Genomic DNA, 16416 nt, shown 5'->3' with positions numbered 1-16416 from the left:
ATTTAGTCTGACTAAAAGGCCGGCTTAGGCTTCAATCGATTAGGCCGGGAGGCCCGAAGCCGGCTCGATATCGCTGCAGTGCAACATGTCTGGCCCAAGAGCCCAGCGGTGTTGAGATTAGCCCTAGCGTTTGCAGGTCTGCGGCGTCGACCCCTTCTTCATCACCAGCGCCTCGCGTCCGTCGATCACGATTGCGTCATGCGTGGCCGCCTGGTAGCGGCTGCTCTGGTTGGCGGGCGACGCCGCAAACTCCTCGGTCGCGCCATCGGACCCGACCACACGCAACGACGTGCCTAGATTTTGGATGGAGATCATACCGTTGTTGCCGCATCGGTAGGTGGCCGTGCCTATGCCGGATCGCGGCGCAGTAAGGTCGGTGATGATCTTGGTTGCAGCTGTCGGAGGCGCCGCGGCTGTGACGGACTGCTGAGCCGACGCAGGTGAGACGACGACGGTATTGGCCGCCTTCGGCGCGCTGTCCTGTGGCACACAGCCAGCGACGACCCCGAGCAACGGGAAAACGGACGCCCAAATCGGCCGGCGTAGCGCCATATGCTGTCCTCCCGCGCGGCAAACCAGCCGCGATGCTTTGCCAAGATCAAGGTCATCCCGACGCCGAGACGGACACCAGCCGCGATGGTGCGGCCAAGCATGGCCGAATGATGACCACCAGGTTTTCCATCCAGTCGGATATTAACGGATATTAACCATGTTAACCGAGACATCGCCGCCAAACGCGCCGGCCTCTTAACAAAGGTTAAGAAAACGTTAATTTCTGATTCGAGGAGGCTTTCCCTCAAGACACGGAGGACGCCATGCGTTCGAATTCAGGCAGATCGCGCCTTGCGGCGCTCATCGTGGCGGCATCGGTCGTTGCCCTTGCAGCGCCAGCGCTCGCCGGCGCCCGGCATCAGGATCGCGTCTACGCGGATTCCTTCGGCAATCTCGTTATCGACAGCGCCGCCGGCTACAAGCGCATCATCGTCGGCGAAGGCAAGCTGGCCAAGCAGCTATCCGACTACACCAGCGCCGGCCAGCCCAAGGTGATCTACGAGAACGAAGCCGACGAAATCAGCGGATACAGCGATTGCTACCGGCCGCCGGTGCTGGTGAAGGGCCGCTCCTATATGTACGGTCTCTCCGATGGCGAGATGCCCGAACTCAGCCCCTGCCGCTAGAGACTTTGTTTGGACGCAATTCCCAAGGGAAAGCGCTATGCGCTTTCCCGGGAAAACCGTTTCACACTTTTCCTGAAATTGCTCTGGCTTCCATTCCGGCTGACGACCAGTTGCCGGCAGGTCCGGCGGAAACGCGCACGCAATCGCGCCCGGCATTCTTCGCCTGATAGAGCGCCTGGTCGGCGCGCCGCATCAGATCGGCAAAATCTTCGCTCGGATGAAGTTCGGCGACGCCGAAGCTCGCGGTGCAGCGGTTGTCAGCCGGCAGCCCGTCGATGGGCAGCCCGCCAAAGGCGCTGCGCGTCCCCTCGGCGAACAGCCGCGCCGCGGCAAGGTTGGTTCCCGGCAGGATGATGGCGAACTCCTCGCCGCCAATGCGGCCCGCAACGTGATGCGCGGCTGCAGCTTCGCGCAGGAAGCCTGCAAAAGTCTCGATCACCCGGTCGCCTGACGCATGGCCGAAACTGTCGTTGACGCTCTTGAAATGATCGAGATCGGCGATGACCAGCGCGACCGGCACGCCTTGCCGCATCGCGCCAAGCACCGCCAGCTCGGCATGCCGGGTGAAGCCGCCGCGGTTGAGCAGGCGCGAAAGCGTGTCCGTCTCCGACTTCGACGTCACTTCGGCAAGCACGTCGCGAACCAGGATGGCCAGCATCAGCAGCGCCAGCGCCAGCGCAAAGACAGTGCCGAGCGATTGCGACACCAGCGCGTAGTTGCTTTGCAGATAGGCCTGCGGATTGGCGCCCCAGCCGCCAAGCGCATGCGCGATGAACGGTTTGGAGGCAAACTGCAGGCCGCTCGCCGCCAGCACGGCCATCAACATGCGATCGAGACGGGCAAGCTTTTGCCTCGATGACCAGACAATGGCCAGCCCGACAAACTGCATGACCGCATAGGGAAGCTGGTAAGCCATGATGCGGATCAGCGACTGGCGGGGCAGATCCTGCACGAAATACACAGCTATGGTGGTGGTCAACAGGAACAACAGCATCGGCTTCCAGGGCAGTGCCACGCCGTATTTGCGGGCAAGCCCGCCATTGAACGCAATGGTGGCGGCAAGGAAAACCGCGAAGGCGGCCACGACCGGGAGCCGCGCGTCGGTGAAAGCGGGAATGGAGAACTCGATGGCCGAATAGGCCATGCCCAGCAGATAGCCAAATGCCAGCCAGCGCGCCGGCGCGCGGCCGACATCGTGGAAGGCGACCGCCATGAAGGATGCCGCCAGCAGGCCGGCAACCGACAGATTGATCAACAGGATGAAGTTGGCGCCGCTCATGTTCTCCCGCACCCGCGCCGACAGCTAATCATCGACGGGCGAAGAAGACGTTAACGCCGTCCCGTCCGGGCAGATTCAGCCGGTCTTGAGCGGCTCCGGCAGGAACGCCGTTTCCGGCCGCTCATAGGACAGGCGTACACTGTCGCGGCCGTTCTTCTTGGCTTTGTAGAGCGCATCGTCGGCACGGCGCATCAGCGGCTCCAGCGCCTCGCCACCGCTGCGGGCCGCCACGCCGAAGCTTGCCGTCACCCTCGTTCCCTGGGGAAGTCCGTCGACATGGCCGGCCGAATAGACGGTGCGCACCGCCTCGGCGAACAGCCGGGCCGCGGCAAGATCGCTGAGTGGCAGCAGCACCGCGAATTCCTCGCCGCCGATACGCCCGGCAACACCGCGCGCGCCGGCCGCCGACCGAAGCTTGGCGGCGAAGTCGGCGATCACCCGATCGCCCGCGCCATGTCCATGCACATCGTTGAGCGCCTTGAAGTGATCGAGGTCAGCCAGCACCAGCGCGACCGGGAACCGGGCCGAGGCGCAGTGCTGCAAGAGCCGCATGCCGCGTTCCTCGAAGCCACGCCGGTTGAGCAGGCCCGACAGGGGGTCGGTATAGGTCTCGGTCTTCAATGCCTTCAACACGTCGAGTGCCGCGGCGGAAAACAGGCACAGCGCAATGAGCAGCGAGAGCAGCGCGTGCGACAGCAGCGCCGTCGTCCAGTAGGACGAGCCATAGAACCCGTCATAGCTGGCGAAGGGCCCATGCGCGATGACGACGGCAAGGGTGCGCACGAAGAAATTGACGCCCGACAGCAGCGACAGCACGAACAGGATTTTTTCGGTCGGGCCGTTGTTGCGCACCGGGCGCAGTTCGGCAGCAACCAGAAGGCTGATGCCGCCGAATGCGAAATTCATCGCCAGGATGCGCCAGGTGAGATCCGGCGCGACGAACAGGAACCAGCACAACGACGCCAGGCCGCCGCCGGCCAGCACGGCGATCCCCACATAGGGCACCTTGCGGCCATAGCGGTGGATAACAGCGCTGGCCAGGCAGCACGCGGCGATGGTGAAGCAGATGTTCGACGTAAGCTTGGTCAGCGGCATCCCGATGGGCAAGGTGAAATACTGCAGCAGGAAGCCAGCCGCCGAGAGACTGTAGCTGATCGCCAAAACGGCCAGATAGGGGCGGTGGCGCTGATAGGACCATAGCACAAGGAACGCCGCGCCGAGCGCCAGCGCGATCGTCGGGTTGAGCAGCGCAATGAGCAGACCCGTGTCCAACCGACTGTGACTTCCCCTGGCTTACGTCAGGGAAGAGCTTAGAGGGCAAGCCCAAACAAGCGGTTAAGCGAAAGCGGTAAGCAGGACCGCCGTCTCAAAATAATGTCAGGGAACCGCAGTCCCCAGTCAGCGTTCCTCCGTTCACAATCTGGAGCGACCCATGACCGACACAATCACACTGACCGACCACGATGCGATCCGCTCATGGGCTGCCGGGCGCGCCGGCTTTCCCGCAATCGTCGACATATCGCCCGAAGCGGGGACGCAGCCCATGTTGAGGCTGGTCTTCGGCCAGCACGCCTATCAGGATCAGGACCAGCCTGAACGGCCGCTCAATGCGGGAGGCTATGAACTCGTCGAATGGGACGAATGGTTCAAGCTCTTCGAGGAACAACAGCTTGCGCTTGTGGTCGCGGCCGAACAGCCGGGACGCCGCGAGGAGTTCCACGAGCTCGTCCGCCGCGACGGAAAGAGCTGACCCGAGCCGGGCGCGGCTCGGGTTCTGTTCAAATCCCGGTTACTTCCACTCGCGGATGTCGACGAAGTGGCCGGCGATCGCCGCCGCGGCCGCCATCGCCGGCGACACGAGATGGGTGCGGCCCTTGAAGCCTTGCCGGCCCTCGAAATTGCGGTTCGAGGTCGAGGCGCAGCGTTCATGCGGCTTCAGCCGGTCGTCGTTCATGGCCAGGCACATCGAACAGCCCGGCTCGCGCCAGTCGAAACCGGCGGCGACAAAGATCTTGTCGAGGCCTTCGGCTTCCGCCTGTTCCTTGACCAGGCCGGAGCCCGGCACGATCATCGCATCGACATGCGGGCTGACCGTCTTGCCTTCGACCACCTTGGCGACGGCGCGCAGATCCTCGATGCGGCCGTTGGTGCATGAACCGATGAAGACGCGGTCGAGCGTGATGTCGGTGATCTTGGTGCCCGGCTTCAGACCCATATAGTCGAGCGCACGCTGCTTGGAGGTGCGCTTGTTTTCATCGGCGATGTCGTCCGGGTTCGGCACGATACCCTGCACCGACACGACATCCTCGGGCGAGGAGCCCCAGGAGACGATCGGCGGCAGCTTGGCCGCGTCGAGGACGATCACCTTATCGAAATGCGCGCCCTCATCGGACTGCAGCGTCTTCCAGTATTCGAGTGCCGCATCCCAGGACGCGCCCTTCGGCGCGCGCGGCTTGTCCTTGACATAGGCGAAGGTCGTCGCGTCGGCGGCGATCAGGCCGGCGCGCGCGCCGCCCTCGATCGACATGTTGCAGATCGTCATGCGGCCTTCCATCGACAGCGCACGGATCGCTTCGCCGGCATATTCGATGACATAGCCGGTGCCGCCGGCGGTGCCGATCTCGCCGATGATGGCCAGGATGATGTCCTTGGCGGTGACGCCCTCCGGCAGCTGGCCGTCGACACGCACCAGCATGTTCTTGGCCTTGCGCTGGATCAGCGTCTGCGTCGCCAGCACATGCTCGACCTCGGACGTGCCGATGCCATGCGCCAGCGCGCCGAAAGCGCCATGCGTCGAGGTGTGGCTGTCGCCGCAGACGATGGTCATGCCGGGCAGAGTAAAGCCCTGCTCGGGTCCGATGATGTGGACGATACCCTGGCGGATATCGTTCTCGGAATAATATTCGACTCCGAAATCCCTGGCGTTCTTGGCCAGCGCCTCGACCTGGATGCGGCTTTCCTCGTTCTTGATGCCGAACTTGCGCTCGGGCGAGGTCGAGACATTGTGATCGACCACGGCCAGCGTCTTTTCCGGATGCCGGACTTTACGGCCGGTCATGCGCAGGCCTTCGAAGGCCTGCGGGCTGGTCACTTCATGGACCAGGTGGCGGTCGATGTAGAGTAGGCAGGTGCCGTCGTCCTGGCGATCGACGACATGGTCGTCGAAAATCTTGTCGTAGAGGGTGCGCGGTGCGCTCATGTGCGTAAATCCGTCGATATGAGAATGGGAAAGAGCAGGTACCGGACCTACGGCCGGCGAAAGGGACCCGAACAGGTCCGCCTAGGGTAGTCGGCTGGTCAGCGCCCCGGACACGCGCGCGGAAAAACGCGACGGCAGGCGTTTCCTGTCCTGCAGCACGAACCCCTTGTAGGCCGGATCGCCAAAAAGCTCTTCCATGGCGTGGCTCATACCAATGTTTTGGGTTTTCGGCAATTGCGGCGTTCAGCGCCTTTACCTTCTCCCCTTGTGGGAGAAGGTAAGTGGAGTCACAACACTTCAAACACAAACGTCTTCACCAGCGCGTCAGGCTCGGCGATCGCATAGCAGCGGAACCACGGGCTTTCCTCGATCGGCCGCCATTTCCCAGCTTGCTCCAGCTCATCGAACACCGCCTGGAAGCCGCCGCTCTCGAACACCTGGTCGCGCACGGTGAAGATGGCGTGGCCGCCCTGGCGGGTGATGCGCACCAGTTCGTGCAGGCCGGATGCCGGCGCATGGCTGATGGTGAACACGCCGGTCGAGAAGAAGGCGCGGAAGTGGCCGTCAGGCCATGGCAGCGTTTCGCCCAGCATTGCCTGCTTCAGGTCGCTGTAGGCATTGCGGCTGCCGGCGATCTTCAGCATATCGTGCGAGAGGTCGAGCCCCGCGATGTCACGGTAACCGAGCGCCTTCAGCGAGGGTCCCGACAGGCCAGTGCCGCAGCCGGCATCGAGCAAGGGGCCATCGCCCGCCGGCACATGACGCGCCACCCAGGCGGTGATCAGGAAAGGCAGGAGGTAGCCGAGCGAGGCGGTCTCGCTGTCATAGGTCGCAGCCCACGCGGCATAGGCCTCCTCAAGCGCTTCCGGCGTGTCGGCCGTATAGACGGAATCCAGCGCCGCATTGGCTTTGTCGACGATCATGGGGACCTCCTCAAGGGGAATGCTCGGGGATCGTAGCGCTGCCTTGGCCGAAAAACTATTCCTCGTGCTGGCGGCGCAGCCGCCGCTCCAGCGCCCTGAGCGCCAGCGACAGGCCGACGGTCAGGATGAGATAGATGTAGGCCGTTATCGAATAGGTCTCGAAGAAGCGAAAGGAGCCGGCGGCGTAGACCTTGCCCATCTGCGTGATGTCGGCAACGCCGAGCACCGAGACCAGCGAGGAATCCTTGACCAAAGCGACGAAATCATTGCCGAGCGGCGGCAGGATGGTGCGGATTGCCTGTGGGAACACGATCAGCCGGAAACGCTGCGCGCGTGTCAGCCCAAGCGCCTTCGCCGCTTCGATCTGACCCTTCTCCACCGCCTGGATGCCGGCCCGGAAAACCTCCGAGATGAAAGCCGAATAGCCGATGGTCAGCGCCATGATGGCGCGCCAGAGCAGCGACACGTCGCGCACCAAAAGCTCGCCGAACAGACCGGCACTTTGCAGCGGCGCGGTCAGCGCGTTCCAGGCCGCGACGAAGGCCGGCGCGCCGGCAAAGGCGATCCAGAACAACAGCACCAGGATCGGCACGCCGCGGACGATCTCGACATAGAAGCGCGCGATCTGGCGCAGCCAGCGCGAGCCGGACATTCCCATCAGCGCGATGCCAAGACCCATGGCCGACGCCAGCACGAAGGCGATCACGGTGACGAAGATGGTGATGCCGATGCCCTTGGCGACCGTGGCGAACACCTGGGCATAGAGGTTGCTGGTGGCGACGAAGACGGCCACCGCGATGGCGAGGGCTGCGGCAACGACAAGCCACCAGGGGAAGTCGGCTTTGGACGAAGAGGAAGGCGTTGCCATCAGGCGATGCCGGCCAAGCAGACGTGGGGGCAGAGGGGGGCGTTGAAGCGCGAAGTCAGCGGGAAATCACTGCCCCATCTTGTAGTCAAGAAACCACTTCTTGTTCAGCGCATCGAACGTCCCGTCCGCCTTCAACGCAGCGATTGCCGCGTTGACCGGCTTCACCAGGTCGGAACCCTTGGGGAAAATGAAACCGAAATCCTCGGTGCCGAGCGGCCCACCGATCAGTTTCAGTTTGCCCTCGGAGGCGTCGACATAGCCTTTGCCAGCGGTGCCATCGGTCAAAACGACATCGACGTCACCGGACTTCAGTGCCTGCACGGTCGCGCCGAAGGTTTCGAACAGTTTGATGCGCGGGTTCTGCTCATTGCCGTCGAGCACGCTATAGACGGCGGTGTAGAAGGGCGTGGTGCCGGCCTGCGCGCCGATCAGCCCGTCCTTGAAGTCGCCGAAGGTCTTGGCGTCAGTGAAGCGGCTCTCATCGCCGCGCACCAGCATGAACTGTTGCGAGCGCATATAGGGGTCGGAGAAATCGACCTTCTCCTTGCGGTCGTCCTTGATGGTGATGCCGGTCATGCCAATGTTGTACTGGTTGTCGGAAACCGCCTGGATCATCGCGTCCCAGGAAGTGTTCTGGTACTCGACCGTGAAATTGAGCCGCTTGGCGATCTCGTTCATCGCGTCATACTCCCAGCCGATCTGCTTGCCGGTCTTGGCATCGATGAACTGCAGCGGCGGATAGGCGTTTTCGGTCACAACCACCACCTTTTTGCCGCCGAGGTCGGGCAGCGCCTGCGCGAAGGCGGCAACGGGCGTCAGGACGAGGGCAAGCAGGCCTGCTAGCAGCAGTTTCGATTTGGTCATGACACACTCCCCGGAAATTGACGGACCCGGACATGGCCGGGCTTGCTGGAAAATACGGCGCCGACTTTAGCTTTCCGCAAGCGTCATGCAAGACGGTCGGCTGCGTCAGCGCGCGCGAAAAGGGATTCCAGTGCCTTCATTTCCGGGATTCAGGAATGAACGGTGTCGCGGCAGCGATCAACTCCGCTTCGCGATGCCGGCATCTGCCTTGCGCAAGCCGGAGACGAACCGCGTCAGGGTGCTGTGCAGGGATCTCAACTCGTCGGCATCCAGCGGCAGGTTGCAAAGCATAGCCGCCGGCACGCTTTTGGCCTGCTCACGCAACGCTTGGCCCTTCGCTGTCGGCTCGACCATAACCCGGCGCTCGTCGGCCGGGTCGCGGCGGCGGGTAACGAGGCCGCCAGCCTCCATCCGCTTGAGCAGCGGCGTCAGCGTCGCCGAATCCAGCCCGAGCGCTTCGCCAAGCGCGCCAACCGTGCTTGGAGCCCGTTCCCAAAGCGCCAACATGGCCAGATATTGCGGATAGGTCAGGCCGAGCGGATCGAGCAGCGGGCGGTAGAGCTTCGTCATCAGCCCGCTTGCCGAATAAAGCGCGAAGCACAGCTGCTGGTCGAGCCGCGGAACGTGAAACGTCCCGGTGGCCTCCGCCAGGACGTCGCTGGTGCTCTTTGTCGTCTTTTCCGTCATGCCGCCTTTACCGAAAGCGCTACGTCGACATTGCCCCTGATGGCGTTGGAATAGGGGCAGATCTTGTGCGCCTCCGATACAAGCGCTTCCGCCGCCGCCTGATCAAGGCCTTTCGTTTCCGCCGCGAGCGCGACGCCGAGCTTAAAGCCTTCGCCATTGGGAAGCAGGCTGACGGTGGAGGTTACCCCGGCATCCGTCAGCGACAGCTTCTGTTTACGCGCGACGAAGCGGATGGCGCTTTCGAAGCAGGCGGCATAGCCGATTGCGAACAGTTGCTCGGGATTGGTGGCGCCCCCCGGCCCGCCGAGCTCCTTGGGCATTGCCAGATCGACCTTGAGCAGACCGTCGCTGGTCTCGCCATGACCGGCGCGGCCGCCGGTGACGTGAGCCTGTGTGGTGTAGAGTGCCATATCAAATCTCCAATTATCTTGTGCACGATTATTTAGTACACAAGATAATATGCCGTCAACAGCCGGATCCTGTTTCTGACGCTGAAAGCGTTCACAGTCTGGTGAAACGAAAAAAGGCGGCCGAAGCCGCCTTTTTGAATGGGATTTCCGAAAACCTTATTCGGCGGGGGTCGCTTCCGCGGCGGCCTTGGCTGCTGCTTCGGCTTCGGCGGCGGCCTTCTTCTCGGCGGCGTCCTGGGCTGCCTTCTCGACGGCCAGGGCCTCGGCTGCTGCCACCTTCTCGGCCTCGATGCGGGCCTTCTCGGCGTTCAGCGCATCGCGCTCCTCGTCGTTCAGCTTGCGGGCGCGCACGCCGGTGTTTTCCGAAATACGGGCCGATTTGCCGCGACGATCGCGCAGGTAGTAGAGCTTGGCGCGACGCACCTTGCCGCGGCGAACGATCTCGACGCCTTCAACCATCGGCGAGTAGACCGGGAACACGCGCTCGACGCCTTCGCCGTAGGAAATCTTGCGAACCGTGAAGTTCTCCTGGAAGCCGGCGCCTGCGCGGGCGATGACGACGCCCTCATAGGCCTGGACGCGGGTGCGGGTGCCTTCGGTCACGCGGACCTGGACGCGCACGGTGTCGCCGGGCTGGAATTCGGGAAGCTTGCGCTTGGCTTCGATCTTGGCGGCCTGTTCGGCCTCGAGCTGACGGAGGATATCCATCTCAAAAGTCCACTTCTTGTTCTTCCGACAGTCAGAGCGTCCGACACTCGCCTTGCAGTTCCATTGACCGCTTGGCTATGCCTTTTGTCTCCAAGACATTTGTCTTTGAAACATCAGGCAGGGGCGACTACACCGTCATTGTTGACGGGTCCGGCAGATTCTTTCTGGCCGGTACGGGCGGGCACATACAGCTATTTCGCCGCTTTGTCACGCCTTGGCAGCGCATTTTCTGCTCGCATGGCACCATCGTAATCCTGCCGTGCCGGGTTGCGCCGGTCGTTCAGGCTTTCTAAGCCTGAAATAACACAGTTTTGAGCGGCCGCAATTCATGTCTGTCTTCGATGCCATCCTGCTGTTTCTGGCGGGCTTTCTGTCAGGCGCCGCCAATGCGGTCGCCGGTGGCGGCACCTTCATCACCTTCGGCGCCATGACGTTGGTCGGCCTGCCGCCGATCGTCGCCAACGCCACCTCCTCGGTGACGCAATTTCCAGGCTACATCACCTCGACCCTCGCCTACTCGGCCGATATCAGGCACTTCTGGCGCGGCGCGCTGCTGCTGTGCCTGATTTCGGCCGTGGGTGCACTGGCCGGCGCGCTGATCCTTTTGGCGCTCGACAATCCGTCATTTCGCGCTCTGGTGCCGTGGCTGCTCCTGGCCGCGACAGCCCTGTTCGCAGCCGGCCCCTGGCTGAAACCAGTGCCGAAGCCCGGCCATGAAGCGGCGGTGGGCTCACTCGCCGGCTCCCTGGCGCAGTTTCTCACCGCCATCTATGGCGGCTTCTTCGGCGCCGGCATGGGCGTGATGATGCTGGCGACGCTCGGCCTGACGCAAGCCGGCGACTATCACCGGCTGAACGCGTTGAAGAACATGCTGGCCATGGTCATCGCCGCTGTTGCGATCGTCGTCTTCGTCTCGGGCGGCGTCGTCGCCTGGCCGCAGGCGATCATCATGATCCCGGGCGGCGCGCTCGGCGGCTATGCCGGCGTCTGGATCGCCAAGCGCGTGCCGCAAAACGCAGTGCGCGGCTTCGTCGTCGCTGTCGGTCTGTTTCTGGCTTTCTATTACTTTTGGAAAGGGTGAGCGGCGGCGCCCAACAGATCCGGACGCCGCTCCTTCGTCAGCCTCTCGGACTCCGCCCGCCGCCAGGCGGCGATCTTCTTGTGATTGCCCGAGATCAGCACCTCGGGAATCACACGGCCTTCGAACTCCTGCGGCCGCGTGTAGTGGGGATGTTCGAGCAGGCCGTTCTCAAAGCTCTCTTCCTCGCCCGACACCGCATTGCCCATCACGCCGGGCAACAGCCGCACCACCGCATCGAGCAGCACAAGGGCGGCCGGCTCACCCCCGGAGAGGATGAAGTCGCCGATAGAGACCTCCTCCAATCCCCGCGCGTCGATCACCCGCTGGTCGACGCCCTCGAAACGGCCGCAGACGATGACGGCACCTGGCCCAGCGGCCAGTTCGCGCACGCGCCCCTGGGTCAGCGGCCTGCCGCGCGGGCTCATCAGCAGCCGAGGCCGCGCATCGCCTTCCGGCGAAGCATGGTCGATGGCTTTCGCCAGCACGTCGGCGCGCATCACCATGCCGGCGCCGCCGCCGGCGGGCGTGTCGTCGACGGTGCGATGGCGGTCGGGGGCGAAGTCGCGGATCTGGATCGCCTCCAGCGACCACGTCCCGGCCTCCAGCGCCCGGCCGGCCAACGACAGGCCGAGCGCGCCGGGAAACATCTCGGGGTAAAGCGTCAGCACCGAAGCGGAAAAACTCACCGATTGCCCCCGGCATCGCTCGGTCCGCGCGGCCGGCCCTTGGGATCAAAGTCTTCCTCGCGCGGGCCATCGCCTTCCTCGTCGTCGACCAGCCCGGCAGCAGCCGGATCGACACGGACAAAACCCTCGGCGATCGACACTTGCGGCACGGCGGCTTGTGTGAACGGGATCAGCACGCCCTTGCGCCCGCCCAGCGTCACGTCGAGAATGTCGCCGCCGCCGAAATTGTGCACCGCGACCACCTTGCCAAGCACGGCAGCCGTGTCGTCGCGGACTTCGAGGCCGACGAGGTCGGCATGGTAGAATTCGTCTTCCTCGCCGTCGTCCGGCAGCATCGAACGGTCGACGAACAGCTCCGTGCCTGCCAGCGCCTCGGCCGCATTGCGGTCGGCAATGCCCTTGAAGCGGACCACGACGACGGTGTTGGCAGGCCTGATGTCGACGATCTGGAAGGCGCGCCCGTCCCTGGCGTAGAGCGGCCCGTAATCGGCCAGCGCCAGCGGCTCACCTGTGAAGGTCTTCACCCGCAATTCGCCCTTGATGCCATGGGCGGCGCCGATCACGGCCATCTGGACAGGGTTCTGGGGCTTGCTCATGGCGCTTTTACCTTCGTCATCCACGGGCGGAGCAGGCGCGAAGCGACTGCGCAGGCCCGAGGATCCATTCCGTTACGGCGACCAAAAAGCACGGCAGTTCAGAAAGGGTCACGAGTCTCGTTCCTGCCAACTCTTTATTTGCAAACACTTCGCGTGGTCTCCACCGCAAAGCTATCAGACTTGTAACGCAGCAACGCTCGCAGGTCACGGCATGGATCCTGGGGTCTCCGCGACGTCGCTTCGCTCCTGCTCCGCCCCAGGATGACGAAGGGGGCGGGCATTTCAGCCAATCACCAAGGTAGTCACCTGCCACCAATCGATGGTCTCCTAACCTCAGCCGGCTGTCATTTCAATGACGGCTCTTCACCGCTTCCTAACCCGAATACCCGAAAATGCCGCCATGCAGGAATTCCTGATCCCGGCCAAACCCGATCTCCAGGCGGCGCGCGAAAGCTGGCTCAAGATGCTGGCGCGAGAACGTCGGCTGTCGCCCAAGACCGTGGAAGCCTATGAGCGCGACACGCGCCAGTTCCTGCATTTCCTCACCGGCCATTGCGGCGGCTCGCCCGGCATTTCGGACATCGCCGATCTGCGCCCGGCCGACCTGCGCGGCTTTCTCGCGGCGCGGCGCAATGCCGGTGCCGGTGCCCGCACGCTCGGCCGGGGTCTCGCCGGCATCCGTTCGCTGCTACGTTTCCTCGAGCGGCGCGGCCTCGCCAATGCGGCCGGGGCGGCAGCACTGCGCGCGCCGCGCCAGCCGAAATCGCTGCCCAAGCCGCTGACAGCGAGCGATGCCAAGCATGTTGTTTCCATTGAAGGCCAACTGGCGGAGGAACCCTGGATCGCAGCGCGCAACGCCGCCGTGCTGACACTGCTCTACGGCTCCGGTCTGCGCATTTCCGAGGCGCTCGGTCTGGCGGGCGCCGATCTGGCGTCGGCGGACGACACGGTGCTTCGCGTCACCGGCAAGGGCGGCAAGACGCGCCTGGTGCCGGTGCTGCCGGTGGCGCTCAGGGCGATCGCCGAATATCGCCGGCTCTGCCCCTACCATCTCGACCCCAAGGGCCTGTTGTTTCGTGGCGCCCGCGGCGGTCCGCTCAACCCGGCCATTGTCCAGCGCGACATGGCCAAGCTGCGCTCGGCGCTCAACCTGCCCGATACCGCGACGCCGCATGCGCTGCGCCATTCCTTCGCTACGCATCTGCTCGGCCGCGGCGGCGATTTGCGCACCATCCAGGAACTGCTCGGCCACGCCAGCCTGTCGACGACGCAGATCTACACCGGCGTCGACACCGCGAGGCTGCTCGAGATTTACGAATCAGCCCATCCACGGGCATGAACGCCAGTAGCGTCGCATAGTATCGGTGGCCAAACGTTCACCATTGGCCGAAAGCCTCCCCAACGTCGTCATCCCTGGGCGAAGCAGGAGCGAAGCTCCGTCGCGGAGACCCTGGGATCCATGCCGCGACCTTTGCCATGGAGTGCTGCGGAGCGGAATTCTGCACTGTTGCAGCGTTCCAGAGTCCCGGCATGGATCCTCGGTTCTGCGCCGCGTCGCTACGCTCCTTGCTCCGCCCGTGGATGACGAAGAAATGGGCGTTTCCGCTAATCATTGAGTCATGAGCACCATCGACGTCCGCTGAGGGCGATAGCCGGTCGAAGACAATTTCGCAGTACCAATTAACCGTTTTGCCGCTTTTCGGTTCTAGGAATGGGATCATGAAACGCGTCATCGCCATCGCCGACCATGCAGCTTCCGTGTCGCTGAAGCTGCTCGTCGCGCTCAATGTTCTGTTCTTCCTGGCCTTCCTCGCCGCGCTGCTGTTCGCCGTCGGCAAGGCGCATGCCGAAATCCCGACCTGCACCGGCGCCGACATGCTGTCGGCCTTGCAGAAGAACGATCCGGCGACCTACCGCAAGATCGAAGCGGAAGCCGCCGCGACGCCGAACGGCAAGGGCCTGTTGTGGAAACTGGAAAAGCCCGGCGAGAAGCCGTCCTTCCTGTTCGGCACCATGCATATGACCGACCCGCGCGTCACCACGCTGCCTCCCGACGCGCAGAAAGCCTATGACGCCGCCGGCACCATCGTCATCGAAACCACGGACGTGCTCGACAAGCAGAAGATGATGGTCGCGATGCTCAAGGAGCCGGACCTGATGATGTTCACTGATTCGACGACGCTGGCGTCGCTGCTGTCGCCCGACGATGCGGCGGCCATGAACGCCGCACTCGACGCACGCGGCATTCCTCCGGCAACGGTTGCCAAGATGAAGCCTTGGATGCTCTCGGCCATGATGGCACTGCCGGCCTGCGAGCTGGCCCGCCAGTCAGGCGGCGCCCCGGTGCTCGATGTCAGGCTGGCGGAAGGTGCAAAGGCTTCCGGCAAGCCGGTGGAAGGATTGGAGACTGCTGAAAGCCAGTTGCGCGCCATGGCCTCGCTGCCGCTGGCGTTTCACATGAAGGGCCTCGTCGACACGCTGAAGCTCGGCGATAAGATCAACGACATCAACGAAACCATGATCGTGCTCTACCAGCGCGGCGACACCGGAATGTTCTGGCCGCTGTTTCGCGCGGCCATGCCGGAAGGCACGGACGACCCCGCGGGCTATGCGGCATTCGAGGAAACCATGATCACCAGCCGCAACAAGGTGATGGTCGAGCATGCCGAACCGATCCTTGCCAGGGGCAACGTCTTCATGGCGGTCGGCGCCCTCCATCTCCCCGGCCCCGAAGGCTTGGTCGAGGATTTTCGCAAGGCCGGTTACACCGTCACGCCTATAGGACTTTAGCTACTTAAGTTTACTTCGCCTCGATCTGGGCCAGCATCGCCGGAACGATGATCCGGTGGAACGGCATGATGATCGCAAGATAGGCGCGGCCGAGCCAATTGTGCGTCTTGACGATCGTCGTCGCGGCCACCTCTTGCCGGCCCATGCCGAGATCCCTGACTTCGACCAGGACACGGAAATCGAGATGCCGGTCGTCGAGGCCAAGCACAACCTTGCCGGGAAACTGGCTGATGAGCGGAAATATCCCGATCTGGCCCGACGGCAACACCGCAGTTTCCAGGCCCGTCTTCAGCCGGAACGGCTTGACGGCAAGGTTGCGCAGCGCCATGAGCCTGCCGACCCAGGGCGGCGTTCGCCCCAGGGCGCGTTCCGCCGCGCCGAGTGCCGTTAAAGAAAGACCCTGGGTGATCAGCACAAAGCGGTCGGCGAACTGGGCTCCGGCGAGAACATCGCAGTGATTCGGGACAAACTCTGCTATGGGATTCGTCACGACAAAAATCCTCCGGAAAAACCCATAATAGGCACCAACTTGGCGCGTTGCGTGGCGAAACAACGCCATTCCGGCGCCGGAACGGCGGGATTGTCCTTGTTTTTGGCGTTTTCCAACCCTAGCGTGAAACCAGTTCAATGATTGCGCGTTATATGGTGTTGATTGATATTTTTCATCCACGGAGGACACTTTTATGGCGAACGCACCGAATCCAAACGACCCGTTCAATCCCAACACCACCAACACCACCATCAAGCAGAGCGGTGGCGGCGGTAGTGGCTGGCTGATTGCGCTGGTCGTCGTTATTCTGGCGGTTGTCGCGTATTATATTTTCGGAAGAAGCAGTGAGCACCCGGCACCCGCCGAGCCGCCGGCGGCCAGCACACCGGCGCCCGCACCGGCACCGGCGGAACCGATGAAGCCGGCCGAACCTGCGCCAGCACCCGCGCCTGCTCCGGCGCCTGCAGAACCGGCGCCTGCCCCGGCGCCTGCAGCTCCGGCTCCGGCACCTGCAGAACCTGCGCCGGCTCCAGCGCCAGCGCCGGCTCCAGCTCCGGCCAACTGACCGGCTCGATCAGATACGAACGGCCCGCTGAAAAGCGGGCCGTTTTGTTTGGCGATATCGCTACGTTCGTCATCCTCAGGCTTACCCGAGGA

The 16416-nt window shown here is 63.5% G+C and carries 19 protein-coding genes; 5 read left to right on the top strand and 14 right to left on the bottom strand.

All coding sequences use genetic code 11. The features are described 5' to 3' along the window. Nucleotides 1-123: 123 nt before the first annotated feature. A complete protein-coding gene (locus EOD15_RS01525; RefSeq protein WP_127322427.1) occupies nt 124-552 on the bottom strand; it encodes a hypothetical protein in 429 nt (142 codons plus the stop codon). A gap of 263 nt (nt 553-815) precedes the next feature. Here EOD15_RS01525 and EOD15_RS01520 point away from each other — a divergent pair, with 263 nt between their 5' ends. Then, complete coding sequence (locus EOD15_RS01520; RefSeq protein ID WP_127408247.1) at nt 816-1178, top strand: hypothetical protein; 363 nt, start codon at nt 816-818, stop codon at nt 1176-1178. 61 nt (nt 1179-1239) lie between these two features. On the opposite strand, the gene EOD15_RS01515 is transcribed toward EOD15_RS01520, so the two are convergent. Both EOD15_RS01515 and EOD15_RS01510 read right to left on the bottom strand, forming a co-directional pair. Then, on the bottom strand, nt 1240-2457 hold the full coding sequence (locus EOD15_RS01515) for a GGDEF domain-containing protein (protein ID WP_127321320.1): 1218 nt from the start codon (nt 2455-2457) through the stop codon (nt 1240-1242). Between the two features lie 75 nt (nt 2458-2532). Beyond that, the gene (locus EOD15_RS01510) at nt 2533-3729 is read right to left on the bottom strand and encodes a GGDEF domain-containing protein (RefSeq protein ID WP_127267370.1); all 1197 of its coding nucleotides are present in this window, start codon (nt 3727-3729) and stop codon (nt 2533-2535) included. Nucleotides 3730-3889: 160 nt separating this feature from the next. On the opposite strand from EOD15_RS01510, the gene EOD15_RS01505 reads away from it, so the two are divergent. After that, nucleotides 3890-4207 carry a hypothetical protein gene (locus EOD15_RS01505; RefSeq protein WP_127321319.1) on the top strand — a complete coding sequence of 106 codons (318 nt, stop codon included), beginning with the start codon at nt 3890-3892 and terminating at the stop codon, nt 4205-4207. Nucleotides 4208-4246: 39 nt separating this feature from the next. Here the strand turns inward: EOD15_RS01505 and leuC are convergent, their stop codons facing one another. The 7 genes from leuC to rplS form a co-directional block, all read right to left on the bottom strand. Then, entirely contained in the window at nt 4247-5656 is a 1410-nt protein-coding gene (gene leuC, locus EOD15_RS01500; protein WP_127321318.1) for a 3-isopropylmalate dehydratase large subunit, read from the bottom strand. Nucleotides 5657-5943: 287 nt separating this feature from the next. After that, nucleotides 5944-6579, bottom strand: a complete 636-nt coding sequence (locus EOD15_RS01490) for a class I SAM-dependent methyltransferase (protein ID WP_127321317.1) — start codon at nt 6577-6579, stop codon at nt 5944-5946. 55 nt (nt 6580-6634) lie between these two features. Next, nucleotides 6635-7447, bottom strand: coding sequence for an amino acid ABC transporter permease (locus tag EOD15_RS01485; protein ID WP_127321316.1), 813 nt, complete (start codon nt 7445-7447; stop codon nt 6635-6637). Between the two features lie 66 nt (nt 7448-7513). Beyond that, nucleotides 7514-8311, bottom strand: a complete 798-nt coding sequence (locus EOD15_RS01480) for a basic amino acid ABC transporter substrate-binding protein (RefSeq protein ID WP_127321315.1) — start codon at nt 8309-8311, stop codon at nt 7514-7516. 177 nt (nt 8312-8488) lie between these two features. Continuing rightward, on the bottom strand, nt 8489-8998 hold the full coding sequence (locus EOD15_RS01475; RefSeq protein ID WP_127321314.1) for a MarR family transcriptional regulator: 510 nt from the start codon (nt 8996-8998) through the stop codon (nt 8489-8491). Beyond that, nucleotides 8995-9408: an organic hydroperoxide resistance protein gene (locus EOD15_RS01470; RefSeq protein ID WP_127267363.1), complete on the bottom strand. Its 414-nt coding sequence runs from the start codon at nt 9406-9408 to the stop codon at nt 8995-8997. Before EOD15_RS01470 ends, EOD15_RS01475 begins: the two co-directional genes overlap by 4 nt. Before the next feature lie 156 nt (nt 9409-9564). Beyond that, the gene (rplS, locus tag EOD15_RS01465) at nt 9565-10116 is read right to left on the bottom strand and encodes a 50S ribosomal protein L19 (RefSeq protein WP_013528861.1); all 552 of its coding nucleotides are present in this window, start codon (nt 10114-10116) and stop codon (nt 9565-9567) included. Between the two features lie 328 nt (nt 10117-10444). Between rplS and EOD15_RS01455 the strand changes: the two genes are divergently transcribed. Beyond that, nucleotides 10445-11197 carry a sulfite exporter TauE/SafE family protein gene (locus EOD15_RS01455; RefSeq protein WP_127267362.1) on the top strand — a complete coding sequence of 251 codons (753 nt, stop codon included), beginning with the start codon at nt 10445-10447 and terminating at the stop codon, nt 11195-11197. Here EOD15_RS01455 and trmD read toward each other — a convergent pair. Together trmD and rimM are read right to left on the bottom strand one after the other, a co-directional pair. Beyond that, on the bottom strand, nt 11179-11883 hold the full coding sequence (gene trmD, locus EOD15_RS01450) for a tRNA (guanosine(37)-N1)-methyltransferase TrmD (RefSeq protein ID WP_127322400.1): 705 nt from the start codon (nt 11881-11883) through the stop codon (nt 11179-11181). The genes EOD15_RS01455 and trmD overlap by 19 nt on opposite strands. Beyond that, nucleotides 11880-12479, bottom strand: coding sequence for a ribosome maturation factor RimM (gene rimM, locus EOD15_RS01445; RefSeq protein WP_127322401.1), 600 nt, complete (start codon nt 12477-12479; stop codon nt 11880-11882). The genes trmD and rimM overlap by 4 nt, the downstream gene beginning before the upstream one ends. A gap of 400 nt (nt 12480-12879) precedes the next feature. On the opposite strand from rimM, the gene EOD15_RS01440 reads away from it, so the two are divergent. Both EOD15_RS01440 and EOD15_RS01435 read left to right on the top strand, forming a co-directional pair. Then, complete coding sequence (locus tag EOD15_RS01440; protein ID WP_127330187.1) at nt 12880-13818, top strand: tyrosine recombinase XerC; 939 nt, start codon at nt 12880-12882, stop codon at nt 13816-13818. Between the two features lie 380 nt (nt 13819-14198). Beyond that, nucleotides 14199-15269 carry a TraB/GumN family protein gene (locus tag EOD15_RS01435; RefSeq protein WP_127323006.1) on the top strand — a complete coding sequence of 357 codons (1071 nt, stop codon included), beginning with the start codon at nt 14199-14201 and terminating at the stop codon, nt 15267-15269. A gap of 10 nt (nt 15270-15279) precedes the next feature. On the opposite strand, the gene EOD15_RS37315 is transcribed toward EOD15_RS01435, so the two are convergent. Both EOD15_RS37315 and EOD15_RS35630 read right to left on the bottom strand, forming a co-directional pair. Then, nucleotides 15280-16011, bottom strand: a complete 732-nt coding sequence (locus EOD15_RS37315) for a DUF2867 domain-containing protein (RefSeq protein WP_348629418.1) — start codon at nt 16009-16011, stop codon at nt 15280-15282. Nucleotides 16012-16061: 50 nt separating this feature from the next. Next, nucleotides 16062-16397, bottom strand: a complete 336-nt coding sequence (locus EOD15_RS35630) for a hypothetical protein (protein WP_164762135.1) — start codon at nt 16395-16397, stop codon at nt 16062-16064. Nucleotides 16398-16416 lie beyond the last annotated feature (19 nt).

This window comes from Mesorhizobium sp. M7A.T.Ca.US.000.02.2.1 (assembly GCF_003996995.1).
GTDB lineage: Bacteria > Pseudomonadota > Alphaproteobacteria > Rhizobiales > Rhizobiaceae > Mesorhizobium.
This window is presented reverse-complemented; position numbering and strand designations above follow the sequence as displayed.

Excerpts from the sequence above, each read along its gene's own strand:
- EOD15_RS01525 (WP_127322427.1), bottom strand. The coding sequence starts at position 552 with ATGGCGCTACGCCGGCCGATTTGGGCGTCCGTTTTCCCGTTGCTCGGG.
- EOD15_RS01520 (WP_127408247.1), top strand. The coding sequence starts at position 816 with ATGCGTTCGAATTCAGGCAGATCGCGCCTTGCGGCGCTCATCGTGGCG.
- EOD15_RS01515 (WP_127321320.1), bottom strand. The coding sequence starts at position 2,457 with ATGAGCGGCGCCAACTTCATCCTGTTGATCAATCTGTCGGTTGCCGGC.
- EOD15_RS01505 (WP_127321319.1), top strand. The coding sequence starts at position 3,890 with ATGACCGACACAATCACACTGACCGACCACGATGCGATCCGCTCATGG.
- leuC (WP_127321318.1), bottom strand. The coding sequence starts at position 5,656 with ATGAGCGCACCGCGCACCCTCTACGACAAGATTTTCGACGACCATGTC.
- EOD15_RS01490 (WP_127321317.1), bottom strand. The coding sequence starts at position 6,579 with ATGATCGTCGACAAAGCCAATGCGGCGCTGGATTCCGTCTATACGGCC.
- EOD15_RS01485 (WP_127321316.1), bottom strand. The coding sequence starts at position 7,447 with ATGGCAACGCCTTCCTCTTCGTCCAAAGCCGACTTCCCCTGGTGGCTT.
- EOD15_RS01480 (WP_127321315.1), bottom strand. The coding sequence starts at position 8,311 with ATGACCAAATCGAAACTGCTGCTAGCAGGCCTGCTTGCCCTCGTCCTG.
- EOD15_RS01475 (WP_127321314.1), bottom strand. The coding sequence starts at position 8,998 with ATGACGGAAAAGACGACAAAGAGCACCAGCGACGTCCTGGCGGAGGCC.
- EOD15_RS01470 (WP_127267363.1), bottom strand. The coding sequence starts at position 9,408 with ATGGCACTCTACACCACACAGGCTCACGTCACCGGCGGCCGCGCCGGT.
- rplS (WP_013528861.1), bottom strand. The coding sequence starts at position 10,116 with ATGGATATCCTCCGTCAGCTCGAGGCCGAACAGGCCGCCAAGATCGAA.
- EOD15_RS01455 (WP_127267362.1), top strand. The coding sequence starts at position 10,445 with ATGTCTGTCTTCGATGCCATCCTGCTGTTTCTGGCGGGCTTTCTGTCA.
- rimM (WP_127322401.1), bottom strand. The coding sequence starts at position 12,479 with ATGAGCAAGCCCCAGAACCCTGTCCAGATGGCCGTGATCGGCGCCGCC.
- EOD15_RS01440 (WP_127330187.1), top strand. The coding sequence starts at position 12,880 with ATGCAGGAATTCCTGATCCCGGCCAAACCCGATCTCCAGGCGGCGCGC.
- EOD15_RS01435 (WP_127323006.1), top strand. The coding sequence starts at position 14,199 with ATGAAACGCGTCATCGCCATCGCCGACCATGCAGCTTCCGTGTCGCTG.
- EOD15_RS37315 (WP_348629418.1), bottom strand. The coding sequence starts at position 16,011 with ATGGTGGTGTTGGTGGTGTTGGGATTGAACGGGTCGTTTGGATTCGGT.
- EOD15_RS35630 (WP_164762135.1), bottom strand. The coding sequence starts at position 16,397 with ATGACGAACGTAGCGATATCGCCAAACAAAACGGCCCGCTTTTCAGCG.